This is a genomic window from Cupriavidus sp. SHE (assembly GCF_000812445.1).
Classification (GTDB): domain Bacteria; phylum Pseudomonadota; class Gammaproteobacteria; order Burkholderiales; family Burkholderiaceae; genus Cupriavidus; species Cupriavidus metallidurans.
This window is the reverse complement of record NZ_JWMB01000011.1, coordinates 52,911-73,172: the sequence shown is the minus strand read 5'-3', so window position 1 is coordinate 73,172 and position 20,262 is coordinate 52,911. Positions and strand designations below refer to the sequence as shown.

Genomic DNA, 20,262 nt, shown 5'->3' with positions numbered 1-20,262 from the left:
CTGGGCCGCTCATTCATCGACGGGCGGCCATTTTCCTTGCTGTGCCAGTTCCTGATACCACGCGTGCATGGCGCCGTCGTGCGCCGAATACTCGCCGCGCGCGGACTTCCACACTAATGCGGGCGAGCGGTCGCGCAGGTTTTCCAGCGCGGCCTGTACTTTCTGCGCCGATACGGTGAGGCCGGGGCATTGTTCCCGATAGAACGCGAGCGCTTCAGCGTCGTAGGGCCGATAGGCAGGGCCCAGTGCGAGGATGCGCCAGAGTACCGCCCGATCAAGCGGCTTCAATCCAAGAAAATCCGATTGCATTTGCGCGGCGTCCTGATCGCGCCGGCTGCGCGCGGCCGCCAGCACCCGCTGCTCGAATCGCTCGCCGTCGAGGGCTTCCAGCGGGTTCAGCGCATGGCCGATGGCCGCGTGAAAGAACTGTGGGCGATGGCCAAAAAGCTGGAAGGCTTCGAGCAGCGCCGGATGATCCACCGGTTTGAGGTCAGGACGCTGCGTCTCGATCAGTGCGACGACGTGATCGATATAGTTCTTGCCCAACGTGGGCATCTGGTGGATGGTCGAGCCAAAGAACGCGGCGCCGTTCGCGTTGACCAACCGGAGTAGCTTGTCGCGATCCGACCCTGACATCACCAGCATCAGCGCCACCCTGTCGGGGGTATTCATCTGATCGCGCGCCGATTTCAGCGCGGCCATTGCGGCTTCGCCGGCCACGCTGGTCAGCGCGTGCTGGGCCTCGTCGATGATCAGGGCGATGGGTTTGCCGGCGGCGTCGTGCAGGGCCTGCAGCGCCTGCGCCAGCGTGGCCCCATCCGGCTTGCCGATCAGGGAGGTATCGAGCTTGAGCGCGCCGGCAATGGTGATGCTTTGCAGGCCGGCCTTCCGGGCGGTCTTTGCTACCAGGCCCATGTGCTGGCCCAGCGCCAGCGCAATGGCTTCGGCGATGTGCTCGCCGGGATCGCGCCGCTGGTCCGCCCAGAGATCCACATAGATGACCAGCACGCCCCGTTCCGACAGCGCGGGGCGGAGATCGTGCTGGAGGAACATGGATTTGCCCGTACGCCGTGGCGCGGCCAGGAACAGTCCATTGTGGGCATCGCCGAACACGGCTTGCCCTTGTAACTGGCTCGCCAGTTCCGTGGCGAGGCTCGGTCGAGCGAAGTAGCTCATCGAATTATCCAGAATTATTTAGATCTAGATAATTTATGGAAACGTGGATAAAAGTCAATAATTGCTCGGCGCCCCCAGGCAATAAAGTGCCTTTTGGTGCTCAGTCTTCCTCGACGCCAGCCTCCCGCAGCATCCGCTCGCACTCATCGAGCATGTCGTGCGCGAATGCGGACTGGTAGTTCGGATCGAGGGCTTCCATCATCTCGTGCGAGGCGTAGAGGCCGGCTTCACGAGACAGCGTTTCGGCCAGTTGCCGCGCGAGTTGATCGCTCAGGTCGGACAGCACACGCCGTTCCGACAGCGCCAATTGCAGTTTCGAGCGTGACAGCCAGTTGGCCGCGAGCGTGGCGCCCTGGCCCTCGGTCATCCACTGGCCGTGTTCGTAGAAGGCTGACAGCCGTTCGGCGGTCAGCGCGAACATCAGGGCCTTGCGGGTGTTGAAGTCGATGCGGGGCGGGGGAGCGGCGGGGATCATGCGTGGATATCGGGGGTGGGGCACAAGAGGCGGATGAAGGACGGCCGCCATGTTAGCGCGGCAATCGTCGCGGCACTCACACAAAGCGCTCCTGCAGCCACTGGCCGATATCGACAATTTCCTCGATGCAGACCGAATGCGGCATCCGGTAGGTCAGCCATGTGACCGGATGGCCCGCGGCGGCCACCCAGTCGCGCGCGCGGGTGCCGAGCATCAGCGGCACGACATCGTCCTCGGTGCCGTGGGCGGCAAGGATCGGCGTGGCGGCGTTGGCCGGTGCAACCTCGGATGCGATCAGGTCGGTCGAGGGGATATACGTCGATAGCGCAATTACCCCGGCGAGTGTTTCGGGATGGGTCAGGGCCGTGGTGTACGCGATCGCGCCACCTTGCGAGAACCCTGCCAGGACGATGCGATTGGTTGGCACGCCGCGCGCGTTTTCGCGTGCGATCAGCGTGCGGATGGCATCGCGGGATTGCAGGATGCCCCGTTCGTCGGCACGGCGGCCCGCTTCATCGAGCGAGTAGATGTCATACCAGGCCGGCATGACGTAGCCGCCGTTGCAGGTCACGGGTATCGCCGGGGCGTTCGGGAAGATGAACCGGACGGCAAGGGTTTCAGGCAATCCGAGTTCCGGGACAACTGGAACGAAGTCGCTGCCATCGGCGCCCAGCCCGTGCATCCAGATCACGGAGAACGCCGGGTTCGGCGCGGTTTCAATTTCGATGGCGGGCAGCGGTTCGCTCATGGCCGGTTCCAGTGCAACAGCACGAAGCTAGGGAAGGCGGCCAGTATCGCACAGGCCCGAACGAGCCCATGCGGGTGTTGCCACGCCAGCGCGGCGTCAGGCGGCGTCAGGCGGCAGAGGGCACGATCGGCACCGTGGTCAGGCCCGGTGCGGCACGTGCGGGTGTTGCGGTGGCGTCCGTGCCGGCATGGGTGATCGCATAGCGCCGGTCGGCCACACCTTCCACGCCGCTCGTTCCCACTTCTTCCAGGAAAGCGATCATGTTCCGGTAGTAGTCGACTTGCATCTGCGCTTCCAGCAGGCGGCGTTCTGCCTGGAAAAGCGTCAGCCTCATGTCTTGCAGTTCCTTCTCGGCGATTTTCTCGGGCGTCGGCGGACTGAACAAGTTTGCAAGCGAACGCATGGCATTTACCTCCAGGGGCTGTCTACGGCGGTGAGTCGTGAACGGATGTGAGCGCCATTGCGGTCAAATATAGACGATCCGGCGCAAGGTACACGATGGGTCACCATGGTTCATGTGGGGTCGCCCACAAGAATGATTGCGGTACGCCGCACGCAGGAGTAGATTGTTTGCCCATTGGCCGGGATGCCGCGAACTGCGCGTCCCGGCTTTGTCGTTTCTGGGGCGCTGGCCCGGGCGATTCCACCGATTGTGGCGAAGGTGCCACTGCCGGCCTCCGACGCGATCCGCGCCGTCAAATCCTGCCATCGGCAAAAAAACGACATCCCGTCTGCCGCACGCAACATCGGTCAACTGCAGGCATTTCTCCCGCATGACAACGGCATGACGCGCCGATGACCAAATGGTGGCGCGAATGCCACGCCCGATTGTTCCTGTCCCGGTTTTGTCTTTTCGCGACCCACTCTTTCGGAGGGGTAAAGGTTGCTTGGCTGGCTCCGTTAGTCCATCGATAGCCCCGGACAACGCGGGGCACGAAAGAGGAGCGGATAAAAAATGGCGTGGGATAACTTGAGCATGCGCATCCGGCTGGGCGCGGCATTTGGGGTGGTGGTGGTGCTGGTGGCCGTCATGATGACGCTGGCGTTGGGCCAGATCACCGATGAGGGCACGCGAGGTTGGCTCTATGGGCTGGGCACTGCCGTGGCGGTGTTCTGCGTAGTGTGCTGGGCCCGTCTGGCCAGTGCGATCGAGGCGCCGCTCAAGGAGGCCGAATTCATTGCGGAGACGGTGGCTGCCGGCGATCTGAGCAAGGATTTCGAAACCGAGCGCGGTGGCGATTTCGGTCGTCTGCTCGGCGGCCTGGGAGAGATGGAAGACATGCTGACCGACCTGGTCACGCGCATCAAGTCCGCCAGCGATTCGATTTCTTCGGCATCGCAGCAAATCGCCGTGGGCAACACCGATCTGTCGCAGCGGACCGAGGAGCAGGCGGCCACGCTGCAGGAAACCGCGTCAAGCATGGGCGAACTGACTGCGATGGTCCGGCAGAACACCGAACGCGCGCGCACCGCCAACGGGCTTGCGGCTTCGGCGTCCGGCATCGCCGAGCGCGGTGGCGCGATCGTCGGCAATGTCGTGGAAACGATGGATGCCATCAGCGTCAGTTCGCGCAAGGTGACTGACATCATCGCCGTCATCGAGGGCATCGCATTCCAGACCAATATCCTGGCCCTGAATGCCGCCGTGGAAGCGGCGCGCGCGGGCGAGCAGGGTCGCGGTTTCGCCGTGGTGGCCGGCGAGGTGCGCACGCTGGCCCAGCGCAGTGCTGCGGCTGCCAAGGAAATCAACGTGCTGATCAACGACTCGGCGCGTCAGGTGGAAAGCGGTTCGGCGCTGGTCGGCCAGGCTGGGCAGACCATGGAGGAAATTGTCCAGGCGGTGCGTCGTGTGACGCAGATCCTTGGCGAGATCGCGACGGCTTCCGAGCACCAGAGCGACGGCATCGAGCAGGTGAACGTAGCGGTGACCCAAATGGACGATGTGACGCAGCAGAACGCCGCGTTGGTCGAACAGGCGGCTGCGGCTTCGTCGGCGCTGGCCGAGCAGGCGCAGGAGCTTCAGAAGGTGGTGGGCGAGTTCAAGCTGTAGCCTGTCGCTGATCGCCGTCAGAGCTTCCCGCTCTTCAGATAGGCGATCACTGGCGCCCAGAAACGGGTCATGTAGGAGGGCTCGATCGCCGCGTCATGCGGAAGATCCTCGAAGGCTTCCAGCCGCCGGGGCCCGTGCGCGGCCCGGGCCAGGCATTCGGCATCCCGGAACGGGATCGTCTCATCCCGCTTGCTGTGCAGCAGCAGGATGGGCAGGGTCAGATTCCGGATTTGCCGGATGTTATTCCATGGGTCCGGCAACATCCAGGCGAGCCAGCGCGGCACCCGGCCAGTGACGACTGCGGCGGCACGCGCCGAGCGGAATCCGGCGCCGATGACCATGCCGTCGGGTGCCGGCGCCAGATCGCCCACAACATCCAGCAATACGCCACTACCGAGCGAGTGCGCCATGACATAGTGCCGCGACGCCTCCGGCGTAACGGCGCGGAACTGGGCATAGGCAGCCAGGGCGTCCTGGTGCAGGTGGCGAACGGAAGGCCGGCCCGTGCTGGCGCCATAGCCGCTGTAATCGAAGACGAAGGAACTGATGCCTGCCGCGTGCAATAGCGCCTGGACGGGAGCCCAGTCGGCCAGGCATTCCTCGTCACCATGGAATACGGACAGTGCGGGCGCGTCGGGGGAGGCCGCGACGTATGAGCCACGCAACATGCGGTTACCGCTTGCGAATGCAAACTGGCGCGATGCAACGCCGAAATCGTCTGGCCTTGCCGTGCCGCCCGGGGCCGGAACGAACGCTTCACGTTCGATTGCGCGAAACAGTATTAGCCGTCCGACGCCGGCCAGCAGCGCTACGCCAGCCAGCCCTGCGGCGCCAACCAGCCAGCGCCGGTACGGATTGGGGGCGGGGGACGCTTTTGGGGGCGGCATTGCGATGCTCGACTGTCGGCAGGGGTGAGTAACCCTATCACCTGCAAGGCCCGTCGGGGAAGCACCGGCAGGCTTCAGCAGAGGATTTACCTCAACTTTATCTCGTAAAATCAATTACTTATCTTCGTGATTGATGATTTCGATCGGGGCAATAGAAAAGTTTTTGAGTGGCATTCCAAGTTTCCCCTTGCTTATCTATCTATAGGTAGATAGTATTCACGCCATGGACGAACACGTTGCAGCGCAAACAACCAGCGCAGCGGGCAATCCAAGCAACACCAGACAGTGACGCAGTACCGGAAACGGTTCTTTTTTTAAGTCTTTGAATCTATCTAGTAGTAGATAGCAATCAGCAAAGAAGACGAAAAAGAGCGCCGCGAATTTGCAGCACAGACTTCGGCCCCGCAATCCACAACATGAACCGGATTGCCCGGCCCCTTGAAGAAGGAGAGCATCATGAACGCCAAGACCATCCTGACCGCCGCCGCCCTTGCCGCCGCTTTCGTGACGGGCGCCGCCCAAGCCTCCACCTCGCACGGCGAGGTCTACGGTTATACGTATCGCGTGAACGACCAGCGCAGTGCCTTTACCGATGGCGCCCGCCAAGGCAAGTTTGATAGCTTCAGCGAAGGCGCTCGCATCAGCAATCGCGACGGCTTTACCGAAGGCGCGCATATCGGCAACCGTGACGCCTACACGGATGGCGCCCGCATCAGCAACCGTGACGGCCTGACAGCCAGCATCAGCAACCGTGATGGCCTGGTTGAACGCACCATCGACCCGTATCTGGATGGCGCGCGTTTCGTAGCCGGCCTTGACCGCAGTGGCGTTTCCGCCAGCCCGGCTCGCAAGGCCGATCCGTATCTGGACGGCGCCCGTGGCAATGAAGCACGCAACCCGTACTTCGACGGTGCCCGGACCCCGGACGTCTACACCGACGGCGCCCTTGCCTGACCAGCGCCATGGCCGCCCCGAACCGGCGGTTGTCGGCTGAAGCCCGGCGCCCTCGACAGGGCGCCGGGCTTTCACGGTGCGATACGCACGCTAAGATGAAATCGTCCGGGCCGAATGCCCGGATTCCCGGCGGCCGGAAAGTGGCGTGGTTTCGCAATCGCCACCTCCGTCGCGGGTTCCCGGCCTGAATGGCCGCTGGTTGGCTCCGGGAAAATCCCGGTTGTGTATCTATCTTCGTGTAGATAAAGTGGCGACCATGAAAACGCAACCTGTCCGCGAGCAACTGCTCGAACACACGCTGATCCTGATCCGCCAACGCGGATGCAACGGCTTCAGCTATCGCGACCTGGCCGAGCTGGTGGGCGTCAAGACCTCCAGCATTCACTACTACTTCCCGTCGAAGGACGATCTGATCCTGGAAGCGGTCAAGGAGTACAGCCGGCGGATCAGCGAGCGGCTTGCTGGCATCAGCGGCGACCTGCCCGTGCTGGACCAGGCGCGTCAGTACCTGGAGCCGTTGCGCCAGACCTGCGGGTCGAACCAGATTTGTCTGGCGGGGATGCTGTCGACCGAGATCCTGAGCCTGCCGGAGTCGGTGCACTCGGTGCTCAAGGACTTCTATCACGTCAACGAAAACTGGCTGGCGAAGCTGCTTGAGCGCGGCCAGAAAGAGCGTGACACGCCGTACCCGGTGCCGCCCGCCATGCTGGCGCAGGTGATCTACGGGGCGCTGCAGAGCGGTCTGATTGCCGCGCGCCTGTTCGGCACCCAGGATCGACTGGAATCGGCGGCCGAAACGCTGCTTGGCGCGCTGTGCAACAAGCGCGCCGCGGCGCTGCTCGAAGCGCACGCCTGAGTCGCGTACCGAACTATCTGCAGGACATATCATCCGCCGGAGGGCATCAGCCGTCCGGCGGTATTTTTTTGTCCGGCTTCCAGGCGGCCACTGTGTCGCACAGCCACAGTGGATCGTCGTGCGGCAGATCGTGTCCTGCCCATGGATGACGGATATGGCTGACGCCATCCGAGCGCCACGCTGCCGCCAGGTGCGCCGAGCAGGCCGGATTGACCAGCCGGTCGGCATCGGATGAGAGGATCAGCGTCGGACATGGCGGCGCGGCGGTCATGGCGCGAAATCGTGCGGCGGCCAGCAACTGCAGCCATGCCGCCTTGCGCGAGACCGGCGCGCTTTGTGCGATCTCGACCCAGCCGGCGATGTCGGCGTCGCGGGTATCGAGCCGCTCGCAGGTGAGCCGGTGCACGGTCCGTTCGCAGCGCACGCGATCTTGCCAGTGGTGCGCCATGCCGAGCAGCGCGGGCCAGTTCAGCGGCTGCAGGCGCTCCGTTATCGCGCTGAAGGGCCTCATGCTCGTATTGATCAGCACCAGTCCCTCCAGTTCATCGGGCCATGCCTGAACCCATCGGGTAGCCACCATCGCTCCGAGCGACATCGCCAGCACGCGCCATGGTCCCGGCACGCCCGATGCATACGCAGCGGCCCGTACCGCTTCCATCATGCCGTCGACGCTGGCCGGCACCGTGGCTTCGTGGGCCGTGCCGTTGCCGGGCAGGTCGATCAGCAGCGGCTGCCCAAGCCCACGCGATGTCCATAACGCCGGCAGGTTGCCCCAATGGCGTGATTCACGGGTCAGGCCGCGCAGGAAGATCCAGGCGCTCATGGCATGGGCGGTCCATATTGCCAGTGCGCGCGCGCCTGCTCCAGCAGGTGATCCCGCTGCGCTCCGTTCGGCAGCCAGCGATTGGGCGCCACGGCTACCCGGCCGAGAAAGTCGAACAGGCTTACATGCCGGCGCAGGACCCGTGCAGTGCGGTGTGCCTTGATGGGATTGAAAATGCCGGCACGAGAGAAAATCTGACGCGGATTCTTCTTGATCCACAGCCACGAGCCCAGTTCGAGCGTCATCGGCAAGAACAGGTTCTGCGGCGGCGCGCGGTCATACGCGAAGTCCCACAGATCGCCGTGCAGCAGGTACTGATGGCTCTGCGGCTCGAATGCGTAGCCGTGATGCGGATGGGCCTGTTCGAACATGGTCTTGAGCAGGTACATCTCAGGGAAGTGGGACATTGGTGCGTGCGTGCGCGCGTACGGGAACCAGATGCTGTCGCGCCAGCCGTAGCCCGAATGACAATCGACGGCGAAGCTCAGTGGGCGCGGCAGCAGTTCGGTTTCCACCACGTGAAGCATCGCGCGGCTTTCCGCTTCCATTGGCGCGCCCGCCCGGCCGCGATACCACGGTAGCCAGGCGCCGATACGCTGCCCACCGGCCAGGAACGGCACGGCGGCATCGGCATCCTGCGGCGCGTTGCGCATCAGATCGACACCATTCGGATTGGCGCGCGTTGCCGCATACATCCCACCTGGATTGACGATCGGCATGAAGATCAGCCGCACCGTCTGCAACTGGCGATGCAGCAGGTCGTCCCAGGCAAGACGACACAGCAATGAGCGCATGTAATCGAGCACAAGCTGCGTGCCGATGCGTTCCAGCCCGTGAATGCCGCCAAAGATGCCGATGGCCGGGGCGTCTGGTGCGTCGGTGCCCAGACTGGCCACGTGCACGGCAAACGAGTGGCCTTGCACGGTCACCTCGCAGGCGATTTTCGAACGAAACCATGGCGCGCCGAGTTCCAGCAGCGCGAGTAGCTGGTCGTACTCGGGAAAGCTGGAGCGGCCCGTGTCGGTCATCGATGGGAGGCGTTTGGGGCGGAGGGCGCTTGGAAGACGGGCGGATCAGTTCAATATAGGCGCTGGCGGCGGCACTTCGCAATGGCGGCCGGAGGCGGCGCCAGGCAGTACCAGGCTGTCCAGCAGCGCGCTGAGCAGCCTTGTCTCGCGCCGGCTGTTGAGGCAGTACAGGTATTCGTGGATCACCGGTGCGCGGCTGGCGAACGGCACCACCGTCAAGGCCGGGTCGCGTGGCACTTCACCCATCGGCATCACGCTTGCGCCGAGGTTGTGGCGGATGGCCTCGCAGATGGCCTCGCGGCTCCCGATCACAGTGTGCGCCGGTAGTTCTTCTCCGACGGCACGGAGCGCGCTTTCCGTGGCCTCTCGCGTCATCGAGCCCTGTTCGCGCACGAGCAGGTGACAGGCGGCGAGTTCGGAAACTTCCACGCGCGGCCGGCGTGCGAACGGGTGCGCGGGATGCGTTACCAGCACCATCGGGTCCGCCGCCAGCCTGACTCGGTGCAGGCGATCGTCATTGACTACATGCGACGACACGGCGGCATCGATGCGGTACTCGAAAAGCGCATCGAGCATTTGCCGGGAGTTGCCGATCTGGATGCTGACGCCGATGGCCGGATAACGCTGCCGGAACGCCGCCACGCTGCGCAGTATGTAATAGGGGCCAGTTGCGCCGATCCGCAGGTTGCCCATACGGAGGTTTCCGGCATTGCGCAGCAGGAAGTCGGCATTGCTCTCCTGCTGCACGATCTGTTCGGCCAGCGGCATCAGCGCGACGCCGGTATCGCTCAGGTCCACGCGGCTGGCCCGCCGATGAAACAACTCCACGCCGTAGAGCTCCTCAAGCTGGCGGATGCGCCCGGTGACCGTGGGCTGGCTGACTCGCAACTGGCGAGCGGCGGTGGTGATGCTGCCTTGTCGCGCCACCTCGTAGAAGGTCATCAGCAGATCGCCAAGCATGGGGTTCCAAACGGAAACGGGAGAGCTGCCGACTATAAGGCGGAAATATGACAGCGTGACGAAGGCCTGTGCGTGGCCAATCCGGTGCCGGGGGGGTGGCTGGCCATCATGCAGCTTCACGGCGCGAGGGAGGTGATGACAGCGCCGACGTCGAGGGGCATCGTTACTTCAACATGGAATCGGGCCCGGGGATGCCGTGGGCATCCCCGGATGAGCGACTACCTGGCCGGGCGGCTCACCGGCCCGGCAACTGCGAGGCTGCCGGACCAGTTGCCGTGAGCCGTTGTCAGGCGCCCATGGCCGGGTCGGAGACCGTATGCGTGCCGTTCTCCAGCCGGCCGGCGAAGCGGCGCATGAAACCACCCTGCTGCGTGGTGACCGTGAAGTCGTACCAGTTGCCTTGCGACCCCACGGGCCAGTGTTGATCGACCTCCTTGCCGGCCGGGACCTCGAACGTCCAGGGGCCGTCGTTCCGATAGGCGTTCGGCTTGACCGTGAACGTGCACGTCGCGCTGCCGCGGTTGATCAGCGTGAGCCAGACCTGGGCGTTGGCCTCGTCGTAGCACACACGAATCTCGGGCGCGGCACCGCCGCCGGCAGCCTTCTGCGCGCTGATATCGCCGACGAACGCGCGGTGATAGCCATTCGGGCCAAGCACCCAGAGGTTGTAGCGGCCACTGTCGCGGCTCACGTCGAGCTTCGCGTCGTAGGACTTGCCCGCCTCGATCGCATAGCGGCGCGGCACATCGCCCAGATGCAGGTGGTCGTACACGTGGAATACCGCAGCCTGGGTGCCGTCGTTCTTGAAACGCAGCCAGACCGTGTTCGTGGACGGGTCCTCGAAGCCGCTGGTATGCAGCGTGTAGGGCAGCGCGCGCGACGGGCGCGTGCCGCTCTTCTGGGTGGGCATCGACTGGGCGGCAACCGTCGGCGCGGGAATCTGCGCCTTGGCATCCTGCGCGGCGCGCAGCGTGTCGGCATCGGTCTTCTGCAGCGGCGTGAAGGCCAGGGCCGTGTTGCTATTCGGATTGACGAAGTCGAACGCCGACATCAGATCGCCCATGATCGCGCGGCGGTAGGCACTGATGTTGGTTTCCGCCACACCGAAGCGCTGCTCGATGAAGCGCAGGATCGAGGTGTGATCGAAGGCCTGGGAGTTGACCCAGCCACCACGGCTCCACGGCGACACAACGTACATCGGCACGCGCGGGCCGGGACCAAACGGCGTCTTGTCGACGCTGTAGTACTCGGTCGATGCATCCATCGTCGTGTAGCCGACGGGGTTGCCCGTAGCGTCGAGCGCGGGGGCGCACGGCGGCGGCACGTGGTCGAAGAAGCCGTCGTTCTCGTCGAAGTTGATCAGCAGGACCGTGCGGCTCCAGATCGCGGGGTTGGCAGTCAGCACGTCGAGCAACTGCTGCGTGTACCACGCGCCCTGCACCGGGCTCGACGGCCCCGGGTGTTCCGAGTACGTCGCCGGCGCGACGATCCACGACACCTGCGGCAGCGTGCCGGCGGCGATGTCATCGCGCAGTGCCTGCAGGAAGCCGCCATCGGGCATGGTGTTGCCGATGCCCTTGAAGAGCGGGTTCACCGTGTCGTTGGCCGGCGTGTACGGCGTGTACGGCGAGCCGTTGGCGGCATTGCCCAGCGCCGCGTTGGCCGCGCGGTACTGCTTGAAGCCAGCCAGCGGATTGTCGGTGAAATTGTCCGGCATGTTCTGGTAGACCTTCCAGGTCACGCCGGCGGCCTGCAGGCGTTCCGGATAGGTGGTCCAGGTGTAGTTGACGCCGGTGGCGTCGAGCGAGTCGCCGCTGTTGTCGATCACCGGGCCGCCGTTCTTGCCAAACGGATCATTGGTGCCGGTCCACTGGAACAGCCGGTTCGTGTTGGTGCCACCGTGGAAGCCGCAGTGGTAGGCGTCGCACAGCGTGAAGGCATTGGCCAGCGCGTACTGGAAGCCCAGTTCCTGCTCGGTGTAGTAGCCCATTGACTGGGTCTTCTTGGCGGTGGGCCACGCGCTCATGCGGCCGAGATCCCACGCGGCCTGCGCGTCGGGCTGGCTGTGAGGCGTGCCGCTCACGCGCTGGGCGTTGCCGGCGGTCTGGTCCAGGTGATACGGCAGTACCACGCGGTTGATGTTGTTGCTGGCGTAGGTCTGCTGGAATGCGTTGCGGCCGCCCGGCAGCGGGATCGGGAAGCGGTCGCTGAAGCCGCGCACGCCGTTCATGGTGCCGAAGTAGTGATCGAACGAGCGGTTCTCCTGCGTCAGGATCACCACGTACTCGACGTCGCGGATCGATTTGGTGGCGTTGTTGGCCGGAATGGCCAGCGCGCGGCGGATGGCCGGCGGGAATGCGGCAAGCGCGGCGGTGGCGGCGGCACTGCTGCCGGCCATCTTCAGGAAATTGCGTCGGCTGCTGGAGTTCATAGCGGTTCTGCCCTGGTCAAGCGTGTCGTTGTTGGTGGCGTCCATCGGTGCTCAGGGCGCGCATTTCATGAGCGGCTTGGCGGAATCGGGAGTATCGCCGCCGGGCGTGGTGCCGGTGGGGGGCGTAGTGCCGGTGGGTGGCGTGGTGCCGGAGTTTCCGGTGCTGCCGTCGCCATCGCCGCCACAGGCGGCAAGGGTCGCACACAGCAGCAGGGCCGCCAGGCACCCGCGGGTGCGGGCCCGGGTGATGGTGCGGATTGCGTCGATCATGGTCGGTGTCTCGTGCGGGGTATGGCCGGCCGCTGCTGTCTTGCAGCGGCGCGTCGCGTGACTCGCGATGCGCTTTGCAGCGTAAGCAGCCAGGTTGTCCTCGCAGTGACATCGGGCCCAAGAATTCCGATGACGGCATCGGTCTTTTTTGCGCTTTGGGCCAGTCGGGCAAGCTGTCAAATTATCTGAATCATCAGAATATTGTGCTGCGATGCACCAAACCGTGTGCTATGGTTTTAGACGCTTCCCTCGAATTTTGACGCAGCGGCTCGGCTTTCAATTTGGCGATGTTTCCCTGAAAGCCGTGCCAGTCCTGGGCTGCAGGGAGGTGGCACCCGTGCTGGACGCGTCTGACCCCATTCTTGTTGCGGGTGCAACAAGCCGTGACCTTGCTTGTGATCAGGGCTTCCCGCCCCCAGTCTGGTAACTGAGCAGGGCGCTTGGAGGAGTTGCATCATGAACAACCAACCCGACTATGTCTGGCACTACACGGTGGGCACGCCACTGGCCGCGATCGCGCGCGCCGGGCGTCTCGTGCCGGCTGCCGCATTGATGCGGGAGCCGCGCCTGGGCAAGCAGGAGATTCTCTGGTTCTCACGCAACCAGCAGTGGGATCCGTCGGCGAGCAAGGACGACGGGCTGGGTCAGGCGCGTCACACGTTGACGCGCGGGGCGCTGCATACCCGATTTGGTCTTTACCGATTCGGCCTGTCGGCGCTGGACGTGCGCCTGGTGCCGTGGCCGACCGTCACGCGTGTGGCGGAAATCGACGTGCCCGAGGCCATGACGATGGTGGCCAACGGACTGCGCTGCGGCGCGGCGCCGACCGACTGGCTTGGCACGCTGATGCCGATTCCCTTGTCGGAACTCCGTTTCGAGGCCTGGACCGGCGCGATCTGGGTGCGGGCCGATCTGAACGAAATCGCCGCCCAACTCGCGTAGCGGGCGGGCGCTCCAGTTCCGGTGATCAGCGGCTCAGCCCTCGCGCGCTGATCGGCCAGACACATTCCACCACGCCGGCCCGGACGCCGATGATCTCGTCATAAAGATTCAGGGTCGGGTCGCAATGGCCCGGCACCAGCATGACGCGGCTGCCCAGTGCGGGCAACGCCTCGGGGGTGTCGGCGCGACGTGGCTTCACGATGCCGTGCTCATCGTTGGCCGCCACGTAGTCCAGCGTCGTCGACGCCGCGCCATCGGCCCAGATCCACGGCAGCCCGGAATCGACCGCCATCGACTTCAGTCCCGCATCCAGAATCACGCGATCTCCCGCCGCCACGCTCATGACCGTGGTAGCGATGAAGAGGCTATGTTCGAAGCGCAGCGTGCCGGTATAGGCATTGCTGCCGTAGTCCGCGTCCATGAACACATAGGAACCTGGCTGGATTTCGGTATAGACCCCACTGTTCAGGTCGAACTCCACGCTGCCGCTGCCGCCGCCCGTCACCACGTCACAGCGCACGCCGACTGCGCCGAGGCGTGCGATGACACTACCGGTGCGCTCGGCAGCCCGTGCGGTGGCGTCACGACGCTCGGCCCAGCCGCGCAGATGCTGGACGCCCCCGTGATATGCCTGCAGGCCCCGAAATTTCAGTGGCGCGTGTTTCGCGATGCGCTCCGCGAGCCGCAGCGCCTCGGATGCATCCCGCACACCGCAGCGACCCTGGCCGACATCGATCTCGACGAAGACATCGACCGCGCTGCCCGCCGCCGAGGCAGCACTGGCCAGTGCGTCAATCTGCGCGACGTCGTCGACGCACACGCTCACGCGCGCATGCCGGGCCAGTTCGGCCAGCAGCGCCGCCTTGGCCGGGCTGGCGAGTTCATTGCTGATGTGGATATCGTGGACACCGGCGCGCGCGAACGGCACGGCCTCACTTACCTTCTGGCAGCAGATGCCCACTGCGCCCTGGGCGATCTGTGCAACTGAAACGTCTGGGCACTTGTGTGCCTTGGCGTGAGGACGCAGCTTGACGCCGGCCGCGTCGGCCGCGGTCTGCATCCGACTGATGTTGCGGGCGAAGACTTCCAGGTCGACAACGAGCGAAGGTGTGTCGATGGCGTCTACGGGCTGGCCGGGACGCGCGGCGGGAGGCAGGTCAAAGGCGATGGACATGGCGAGATGGCGGTTGACTGGGGGACAGGACCGGCGATACGTACCACACGATGCGCGAGACAGCGTAGCACGGTCCGCCATACCGTCGCCGGGGAGTGCTGCAAAAGCCTCTCGCAAGCCCCGCATTTGATCTATCGCAAATGAAGACCATGGATAGGCTCAAGCTTCAGGCGAGGACGTCGTTAAGGCGGGCTTGCACCCTTATCTGTTGAGCCCCATGAATAACCTGAGCATCCGCCACGGCCTGCTGGCGACCCTGGTGATTTTCGGCCTGATGATCGTGTTTGGCGCCGCGCTGGGCGTGACCCAGTTGTACGCAGCCAGCGAGTCCGCGGAGGACATGCATCAGGTATCGGCGCACGTGCAGTTGCTTAACAGCGCCTACAAGGACATGACACGCGCGCGCGCTGCGCTGACGCGTGCGTACAACTCGGCCAAAGCCGGTGGCGGCGTCAACGCCGAGGCAATCGGCAATGCGGAGGGTTCGATCCGCAAGTCCACCGATGCGCTGGAACGCTTTGCCAGCGCGCCTGTCCTGGAGGGGCTGGATGCCTCGGCACGCGACGGCATGGTTGCTGTCGCACGGGCACACAATGACGCTGTGCAACGGGGACTCGAAGCATTGCGTAAGGATGATCCCGATGGCTTCGTGGCGATCAATGACAAGGACATCACCGCGACAGGTATGAAGTATTCAGCTGATGTCGAGCGTTTCGAGGCGCTCGCCACGCAGCACACTGAAGCCGTGATCGCCAGGATCAGCACCCGTTTCAACCGGGTGCTGATCCTGGTGTGTGTCGGCATGGTGGCGTCGGTGCTGCTGATCGTGGTCGTGCATCTGGCGCTGCGCAAGCTGGTTGTGGCGCCGCTGCACCAGGCGTGCGACCTGATCATGCGCGTGGCGGACGGCGATCTGACGATCAAGGTGCCCGAAGCCGGTCGCAATGAAATCGGACAGTTGCTGCGCGCGCTGTCGCGAATGCAGCATGGGCTGACGGACACCGTGGCGAAGGTGCGGGCGGGCTCCGATGCGGTGACAACCGGCGCGAAGGAGATTGCCGCGGGCAATACCGACCTGTCGTCGCGTACCGAGCAGCAGTCGTCGGCGCTGGAGCAGACTGCCGCCAGCATGGAGGAATTGACGTCGACGGTGGCCAATAACGCGGAGAGCGCCACGCGCGCCAGCGGCCTGGCCCGCGACGCGGCGGATCTGGCGTCGCGCGGTGGCGAGGTGGTGCGCGGCGTGGTGCAGACGATGAGCGAGATCAACGCCAGCTCGCAGAAGATCGTGGACATCATCGGCGTGATCGACGGCATCGCATTCCAGACCAACATCCTTGCGCTCAATGCCGCCGTGGAAGCGGCACGTGCTGGCGAGCAGGGTCGCGGCTTCGCGGTGGTGGCTGGCGAGGTGCGCGCGCTGGCTCAGCGCAGCGCAGGGGCCGCCAAGGAGATCAAGTCGTTGATCGATTCGTCCGTCGACAAGGTGGGCGCTGGCAGCGCGCAGGTAGAGCAGGCCGGCAGCACAATCGAGGACATCGTGGTGGCCGTGCGGCGACTGGCCGATACCGTCAACGAGATCTCGGCGGCTTCGATCGAACAGTCTTCAGGTATCTCGCAGGTCAGCGAGGCGGTGTCGCAGATGGAGCAGGTGAACCAGCAGAACGCTGCATTGGTGGAGCAGGCTGCTGCCGCCGCAGATTCGCTCGAATCCCAGGCCAACCAGCTTGCCGCCGCCGTGACAACGTTCAAGCTGGCGGCTTGATGGTTCGCCTGAGGGGCCGCCCGAGGGGGATTTACCCGGGCGGGTGGCATTAGCCGGCGAGCTGTTCCTCGACGAACGTCAGCCGGTCGTTGCCCCAGAACAATTCGCCATCGACGATGAAGCTTGGCGCGCCGAAGATACCGCGTGCCACGGCTTCCTCGGTCACCTGCTTGAGTTCGGCCTTGACCTCGGGGTCGTCGAGCATCGCCAGTGCCTCGCGCGGGTCGAATCCCGCCGCCACCAGCACCTTGCCGATCTCGTTCGGGTCGTTGAGGTTCTTGCCGTGTTCCCACATCGCGCTGAAGATCGCGTCGACATAGCGGTGGAACTCGGCGTCACCCTTGCGCTGGTAGCCGATCGCGCCACGCATCAGGGCCAGTGTGTTCACCGGAAAGAACGGGTTGTGCCGGAACGGTGCATCGTAGCGCCGGGCCCAGCGTTCGGTATCGCCGGACGACCACTTGCTCTTGGCCGGAATCTCGGCCGGGCTATGGTTGCCGGTGGCCTTGAACACGCCACCCAGCAGCATCGGCCGCCACACGATCGTGGCGCCGGTACGCGCCGCCACGCGAGGCAGTTCCTTGTACGCCAGGTACGAGTAAGGACTGCCGAAATCGAAGAAAAATTCCACCTGCTTCGTCATTGCATGTCTCCTTTGTGTCCGGCTTTGTGCTTCTTGGCAATGCTGGCTTGAGGGCGATTACCAGTGTTCGATCCAGGGACGCAGATCGAGTTCGTGGGTCCAGGCATCGCGTGGCTGTTGATGCAGCATCCAGTAAGTGTCCGCGATATGGTCCGGATTGACGATGCCGTCCTGTGCCCTGGTGGCGTAGCGGTCGGGGAAATTGTCGCGGATAAAGGCGGTGTCGATGGCGGCGTCGATGATCAGGTGGGCGACGTGGAGGTTCTTCGGGCCAAGTTCACGTGCCATGCTTTGCGCCAGCGCGCGCAGCGCGTGCTTCGCGCCCGAGAATGCCGACATGCCCTCGCGGCCGCGCGTGCTTGCAGTGGCGCCGGTGAAGAAAATCGACCCGCGCTGCCGGGGCACCATGACGCGCGCGGCTTCGCGGCCCATCAGGAAGCCTGCGAAACAGGCCATCTCCCAGACCTTGAAGTAGACGCGCGAGGTGGTTTCCAGAATCGGGAAATTCACGTTCGCGCCGATATTGAACACCGCGACTTCCAGTTGCCCGATATCGCGCTCGATGCGCTCGATCATGGCAACCGTCTCTTCTTCCTTGCGCGCGTCGCAGCCAAAGGCATGGGCCTCGCCGCCTTCGGCTCGAATCTGCTCGACCAGTGGCGCGAGTTTGTCGACATCGCGTCGGGTGACGCAGGCGACATAACCCTCGCGGGCAAAGCGGCGGGCGATGGCGCCCCCGGTGGCGTCGCCGGCGCCGACGACGAGGATGGCTTTCTTCTCAGGCACGGTGTCTCCTCCTGCCAAGTTGAATTGCGGAAAGGGTGCTGCGTGGAATGCCTTGGGTGTCCTGGGTGTTTGCGTAGTGGCTTGCATTATGACAGGAACGTTCCCGTATCGTGCGCCCGAGAATTCGTCCTTGACTTTATATCGTACGATATATATCGTAAGATGCATCGTAAGACTTGTTGGAGTGCAATCATGAGGGACTGCTTTGGTTCTGATGGTAGGGGCGAAGGTCGCCAAGGTCATCAAGGGCGGCACGGTGGGCATGGGCATGGGCGCGGGCAGCGTCACGCTGGCTTGCGCGTGCTGATCCATGCGATGGGCCGAGGCGGCAGCTTCTGGTCTGGTGGCGGCGGTGGCGATTGGGACGGCTCCGATGGCTTCGATGGCGAAAGCCTGCGCCGTGGCCGCAAGTTCAGCGCCGAGGATCTGCAACTGCTGTTGCTGTCGCTGCTAGAGGAAAAGCCGTCGCACGGCTATGAGCTGATCAAGGCGCTGGAGGCGCGCACGGGCGGGTTCTACAAGCCGAGCCCGGGCGTGGTCTACCCCGCGCTGACCTTCCTGGAGGATCTCGGCTACGCAACGGTCGATACCGAGGGCAACAAGAAGCGCTACCAGTTGGCAGACGCCGGCCGCGCCTATCTGGAAGAGAACCGTGAGCGGCTGGAGCAGATGCTGGCACGGCTGCAGCACGTGGCGCGCAAGATGGACTGGATGCGCCGGGCCATGCGCGGCGAGCCGCAGCGCGAGCCCGAGCAGGGCGGATGGGTGCCCGAGTTCGTGGCGTCGCGGATGCGCCTCAAGCAGGCGCTGGCGCTTCGCAGCGGTGCGTCTCCCGACGAGCAGCGCCGGATTGCCGCCATCCTGAACCGCGCGGCGGATGACATCGAATCGGGAGACCAGAACGCATGAATGACGACCGCAATCTGACAGTCGATCGCGTCCGCCATCCGCTCAAGATGCGCCTGCTCAAGGTGTTGCGCACGCACCGGGTATCGCCGCAGTTGCTGCGCGTGACACTGGGCGGCGAAGACCTCGCGGACTTCGTCTCCGGCTCGTTCGACGATCACATCAAGGTGTTTTTCCCGCCCGCGGGTGCGGAAAAGCCTGCGTTGCCAGAAGTGGGGGCTGACGGCATCCGTTTTCCGGAAGGGCAGCCCCGGCCAGAGACACGCGACTACACGCCCCGCGGATACGACAACGCAGCCCGCGAGCTCGACATCGAGTTCGTGCTGCATGGCGACGGGCCAGCTTCCACCTGGGCGGCGCAAGCGCAGCCGGGCCAGTATCTCGGCGTGGGCGGCCCACGCGGTTCGTTCGTGATCCCGCACGGGTTTGACTGGCATCTGCTGATTGGCGACGACACCGCGCTGCCAGCCATGGCTCGTCGTATCGAGGAACTGGGCCCGGACGCCCGTGTGATCGTGGTGGCGGAAGTGTCGGATGCCTCGGCGCAGATACCGCTCGCGACCGGGCCGAATGCGCAAGTGCACTGGGTCCACCGCGAAGGCCGGCCCGAGGGCAGCCAGCTTGCGCCGACGCTTCGCTGGCTCAGTTTGCCGCAGGGCGAAGGCTACGTCTGGGCTGCTGGCGAGGCCGCCGCGATGCGCGAGGTGCGCCAGTATCTGGTGGGCGAGCGCGGCATCGACAAGTCGCGTATTCGCGCATCGGCTTACTGGAAACGCGGCAATGCGGCGGTGCATGAAACGATCGATGACTGAAGAGTTGAATCGCGACATCTGAAATTTTTCGTCGCAGGCTCCGGCAGGGGCGTGGCGCGGATACACTAATCGCCACGCTCATCGACACAGGGATCTGCCATGCCGCGCCTTCGCCTGTCGCCATTGTTCGCCGTTGCCGCCGCCATCGTCGCCACTGTTGGCACCGCGGCGTGCGCCCCCGACTCCGTGCGTAACTACGAGGCCCATGGCCTCAACAAATATCTGAACACGATCCAGGATGCGTGCGCCGACACGCGGCTTGGCAACCACAACCTGGGTGAGTGGCTGCGCAGCGGCACCACCGATAGCGACAGCGACTACGTCTACTGGCTCGACCAGACCTCCAGGCTTTACTACAGCCGCATCGATGTGCCGCAGTATCGCGACGCGATTGCCGGGTCGATGGGGGGTACCAAGTCCAATGCCGATGCGCTCGATTGCATCGTGCGCCATCTTCCTCCGGATCGTCCGACGCAGCCGCCCAGCGGCATGTTCCAGTAACGCAGCGCGACGCGCGTTGATCGACGCTTGCCATTTATTGGTTGTGCGATTGCGCGCGTCTTGCTAAATTCAGTC

Annotated in this window: 21 protein-coding genes; 8 read left to right on the top strand and 13 right to left on the bottom strand. The window is 64.5% G+C overall.

Annotation, left to right across the window (positions count from 1 at the left end):
* Positions 1–9: 9 nt before the first annotated feature.
* The 4 genes from RN01_RS05790 to RN01_RS05775 form a co-directional block, all read right to left on the bottom strand.
* Positions 10–1,176: an AAA family ATPase gene (locus RN01_RS05790; protein WP_024570839.1), complete on the bottom strand. Its 1,167-nt coding sequence runs from the start codon at positions 1,174–1,176 to the stop codon at positions 10–12.
* A gap of 100 nt (positions 1,177–1,276) precedes the next feature.
* Complete coding sequence (locus RN01_RS05785) at positions 1,277–1,651, bottom strand: hypothetical protein (protein WP_017512960.1); 375 nt, start codon at positions 1,649–1,651, stop codon at positions 1,277–1,279.
* A gap of 76 nt (positions 1,652–1,727) precedes the next feature.
* Positions 1,728–2,399 (bottom strand): alpha/beta hydrolase, encoded by a 672-nt coding sequence (locus RN01_RS05780; RefSeq protein ID WP_017512961.1) that lies wholly within the window; start codon positions 2,397–2,399, stop codon positions 1,728–1,730.
* A gap of 106 nt (positions 2,400–2,505) precedes the next feature.
* Complete coding sequence (locus RN01_RS05775) at positions 2,506–2,802, bottom strand: hypothetical protein (RefSeq protein WP_011518671.1); 297 nt, start codon at positions 2,800–2,802, stop codon at positions 2,506–2,508.
* A 573-nt stretch (positions 2,803–3,375) separates the two neighbouring features.
* On the opposite strand from RN01_RS05775, the gene RN01_RS05765 reads away from it, so the two are divergent.
* Positions 3,376–4,449: a methyl-accepting chemotaxis protein gene (locus RN01_RS05765; protein ID WP_017512963.1), complete on the top strand. Its 1,074-nt coding sequence runs from the start codon at positions 3,376–3,378 to the stop codon at positions 4,447–4,449.
* A gap of 17 nt (positions 4,450–4,466) precedes the next feature.
* On the opposite strand, the gene RN01_RS05760 is transcribed toward RN01_RS05765, so the two are convergent.
* A complete protein-coding gene (locus tag RN01_RS05760; RefSeq protein ID WP_017512964.1) occupies positions 4,467–5,336 on the bottom strand; it encodes an alpha/beta hydrolase in 870 nt (289 codons plus the stop codon).
* A 456-nt stretch (positions 5,337–5,792) separates the two neighbouring features.
* Between RN01_RS05760 and RN01_RS05755 the strand changes: the two genes are divergently transcribed.
* Entirely contained in the window at positions 5,793–6,290 is a 498-nt protein-coding gene (locus RN01_RS05755) for a hypothetical protein (RefSeq protein WP_008645085.1), read from the top strand.
* A 256-nt stretch (positions 6,291–6,546) separates the two neighbouring features.
* Positions 6,547–7,146 carry a TetR/AcrR family transcriptional regulator gene (locus RN01_RS05750; protein WP_017512965.1) on the top strand — a complete coding sequence of 200 codons (600 nt, stop codon included), beginning with the start codon at positions 6,547–6,549 and terminating at the stop codon, positions 7,144–7,146.
* A gap of 46 nt (positions 7,147–7,192) precedes the next feature.
* Here RN01_RS05750 and RN01_RS05745 read toward each other — a convergent pair whose 3' ends face one another.
* The 5 genes from RN01_RS05745 to RN01_RS05725 all read right to left on the bottom strand — a co-directional run bounded on the left by RN01_RS05745 (position 7,193) and on the right by RN01_RS05725 (position 12,658).
* A complete protein-coding gene (locus RN01_RS05745) occupies positions 7,193–7,969 on the bottom strand; it encodes an alpha/beta fold hydrolase (protein WP_024570837.1) in 777 nt (258 codons plus the stop codon).
* Positions 7,966–8,997, bottom strand: a complete 1,032-nt coding sequence (locus RN01_RS05740) for a M14 family zinc carboxypeptidase (RefSeq protein ID WP_024570836.1) — start codon at positions 8,995–8,997, stop codon at positions 7,966–7,968. The genes RN01_RS05745 and RN01_RS05740 overlap by 4 nt, the downstream gene beginning before the upstream one ends.
* 45 nt (positions 8,998–9,042) lie before the next feature.
* Positions 9,043–9,957 carry a LysR substrate-binding domain-containing protein gene (locus tag RN01_RS05735; protein WP_024570835.1) on the bottom strand — a complete coding sequence of 305 codons (915 nt, stop codon included), beginning with the start codon at positions 9,955–9,957 and terminating at the stop codon, positions 9,043–9,045.
* Between the two features lie 286 nt (positions 9,958–10,243).
* A complete protein-coding gene (locus RN01_RS05730; RefSeq protein WP_024570834.1) occupies positions 10,244–12,388 on the bottom strand; it encodes a phosphocholine-specific phospholipase C in 2,145 nt (714 codons plus the stop codon).
* Positions 12,389–12,439: 51 nt separating this feature from the next.
* Positions 12,440–12,658 carry a hypothetical protein gene (locus RN01_RS05725; RefSeq protein WP_017514643.1) on the bottom strand — a complete coding sequence of 73 codons (219 nt, stop codon included), beginning with the start codon at positions 12,656–12,658 and terminating at the stop codon, positions 12,440–12,442.
* A 456-nt stretch (positions 12,659–13,114) separates the two neighbouring features.
* Between RN01_RS05725 and RN01_RS05720 the strand changes: the two genes are divergently transcribed.
* Positions 13,115–13,600, top strand: a complete 486-nt coding sequence (locus RN01_RS05720; RefSeq protein ID WP_017514644.1) for a hypothetical protein — start codon at positions 13,115–13,117, stop codon at positions 13,598–13,600.
* A gap of 25 nt (positions 13,601–13,625) precedes the next feature.
* On the opposite strand, the gene RN01_RS05715 is transcribed toward RN01_RS05720, so the two are convergent.
* Complete coding sequence (locus RN01_RS05715; protein ID WP_024570833.1) at positions 13,626–14,774, bottom strand: DSD1 family PLP-dependent enzyme; 1,149 nt, start codon at positions 14,772–14,774, stop codon at positions 13,626–13,628.
* A gap of 217 nt (positions 14,775–14,991) precedes the next feature.
* On the opposite strand from RN01_RS05715, the gene RN01_RS05710 reads away from it, so the two are divergent.
* Positions 14,992–16,539, top strand: coding sequence for a methyl-accepting chemotaxis protein (locus RN01_RS05710; RefSeq protein ID WP_017511031.1), 1,548 nt, complete (start codon positions 14,992–14,994; stop codon positions 16,537–16,539).
* Positions 16,540–16,588: 49 nt separating this feature from the next.
* Here the strand turns inward: RN01_RS05710 and RN01_RS05705 are convergent, their stop codons facing one another.
* Positions 16,589–17,182 (bottom strand): 2-hydroxychromene-2-carboxylate isomerase, encoded by a 594-nt coding sequence (locus RN01_RS05705; RefSeq protein ID WP_017511032.1) that lies wholly within the window; start codon positions 17,180–17,182, stop codon positions 16,589–16,591.
* Positions 17,183–17,239: 57 nt separating this feature from the next.
* Positions 17,240–17,968 (bottom strand): SDR family oxidoreductase, encoded by a 729-nt coding sequence (locus RN01_RS05700; protein WP_008645067.1) that lies wholly within the window; start codon positions 17,966–17,968, stop codon positions 17,240–17,242.
* 294 nt (positions 17,969–18,262) lie between these two features.
* Here RN01_RS05700 and RN01_RS05695 point away from each other — a divergent pair, with 294 nt between their 5' ends.
* From RN01_RS05695 to RN01_RS05685, 3 genes are all read left to right on the top strand, one after another.
* Positions 18,263–18,877: a PadR family transcriptional regulator gene (locus RN01_RS05695; RefSeq protein ID WP_017511034.1), complete on the top strand. Its 615-nt coding sequence runs from the start codon at positions 18,263–18,265 to the stop codon at positions 18,875–18,877.
* On the top strand, positions 18,874–19,686 hold the full coding sequence (locus tag RN01_RS05690; RefSeq protein WP_017511035.1) for a siderophore-interacting protein: 813 nt from the start codon (positions 18,874–18,876) through the stop codon (positions 19,684–19,686). Before RN01_RS05695 ends, RN01_RS05690 begins: the two co-directional genes overlap by 4 nt.
* A gap of 99 nt (positions 19,687–19,785) precedes the next feature.
* A complete protein-coding gene (locus tag RN01_RS05685) occupies positions 19,786–20,187 on the top strand; it encodes a hypothetical protein (RefSeq protein WP_017511036.1) in 402 nt (133 codons plus the stop codon).
* The last annotated feature ends 75 nt before the right edge of the window (positions 20,188–20,262 follow it).

What these genes read in the sequence shown, in the direction of transcription:
- RN01_RS05790 (WP_024570839.1), bottom strand. Translation starts at nt 1,176, where the DNA reads ATGAGCTACTTCGCTCGACCGAGCCTCGCCACGGAACTGGCGAGCCAG.
- RN01_RS05785 (WP_017512960.1), bottom strand. Translation starts at nt 1,651, where the DNA reads ATGATCCCCGCCGCTCCCCCGCCCCGCATCGACTTCAACACCCGCAAG.
- RN01_RS05780 (WP_017512961.1), bottom strand. Translation starts at nt 2,399, where the DNA reads ATGAGCGAACCGCTGCCCGCCATCGAAATTGAAACCGCGCCGAACCCG.
- RN01_RS05775 (WP_011518671.1), bottom strand. Translation starts at nt 2,802, where the DNA reads ATGCGTTCGCTTGCAAACTTGTTCAGTCCGCCGACGCCCGAGAAAATC.
- RN01_RS05765 (WP_017512963.1), top strand. Translation starts at nt 3,376, where the DNA reads ATGCGCATCCGGCTGGGCGCGGCATTTGGGGTGGTGGTGGTGCTGGTG.
- RN01_RS05760 (WP_017512964.1), bottom strand. Translation starts at nt 5,336, where the DNA reads ATGCCGCCCCCAAAAGCGTCCCCCGCCCCCAATCCGTACCGGCGCTGG.
- RN01_RS05755 (WP_008645085.1), top strand. Translation starts at nt 5,793, where the DNA reads ATGAACGCCAAGACCATCCTGACCGCCGCCGCCCTTGCCGCCGCTTTC.
- RN01_RS05750 (WP_017512965.1), top strand. Translation starts at nt 6,547, where the DNA reads ATGAAAACGCAACCTGTCCGCGAGCAACTGCTCGAACACACGCTGATC.
- RN01_RS05745 (WP_024570837.1), bottom strand. Translation starts at nt 7,969, where the DNA reads ATGAGCGCCTGGATCTTCCTGCGCGGCCTGACCCGTGAATCACGCCAT.
- RN01_RS05740 (WP_024570836.1), bottom strand. Translation starts at nt 8,997, where the DNA reads ATGACCGACACGGGCCGCTCCAGCTTTCCCGAGTACGACCAGCTACTC.
- RN01_RS05735 (WP_024570835.1), bottom strand. Translation starts at nt 9,957, where the DNA reads ATGCTTGGCGATCTGCTGATGACCTTCTACGAGGTGGCGCGACAAGGC.
- RN01_RS05730 (WP_024570834.1), bottom strand. Translation starts at nt 12,388, where the DNA reads ATGAACTCCAGCAGCCGACGCAATTTCCTGAAGATGGCCGGCAGCAGT.
- RN01_RS05725 (WP_017514643.1), bottom strand. Translation starts at nt 12,658, where the DNA reads ATGATCGACGCAATCCGCACCATCACCCGGGCCCGCACCCGCGGGTGC.
- RN01_RS05720 (WP_017514644.1), top strand. Translation starts at nt 13,115, where the DNA reads ATGAACAACCAACCCGACTATGTCTGGCACTACACGGTGGGCACGCCA.
- RN01_RS05715 (WP_024570833.1), bottom strand. Translation starts at nt 14,774, where the DNA reads ATGTCCATCGCCTTTGACCTGCCTCCCGCCGCGCGTCCCGGCCAGCCC.
- RN01_RS05710 (WP_017511031.1), top strand. Translation starts at nt 14,992, where the DNA reads ATGAATAACCTGAGCATCCGCCACGGCCTGCTGGCGACCCTGGTGATT.
- RN01_RS05705 (WP_017511032.1), bottom strand. Translation starts at nt 17,182, where the DNA reads ATGACGAAGCAGGTGGAATTTTTCTTCGATTTCGGCAGTCCTTACTCG.
- RN01_RS05690 (WP_017511035.1), top strand. Translation starts at nt 18,874, where the DNA reads ATGAATGACGACCGCAATCTGACAGTCGATCGCGTCCGCCATCCGCTC.
- RN01_RS05685 (WP_017511036.1), top strand. Translation starts at nt 19,786, where the DNA reads ATGCCGCGCCTTCGCCTGTCGCCATTGTTCGCCGTTGCCGCCGCCATC.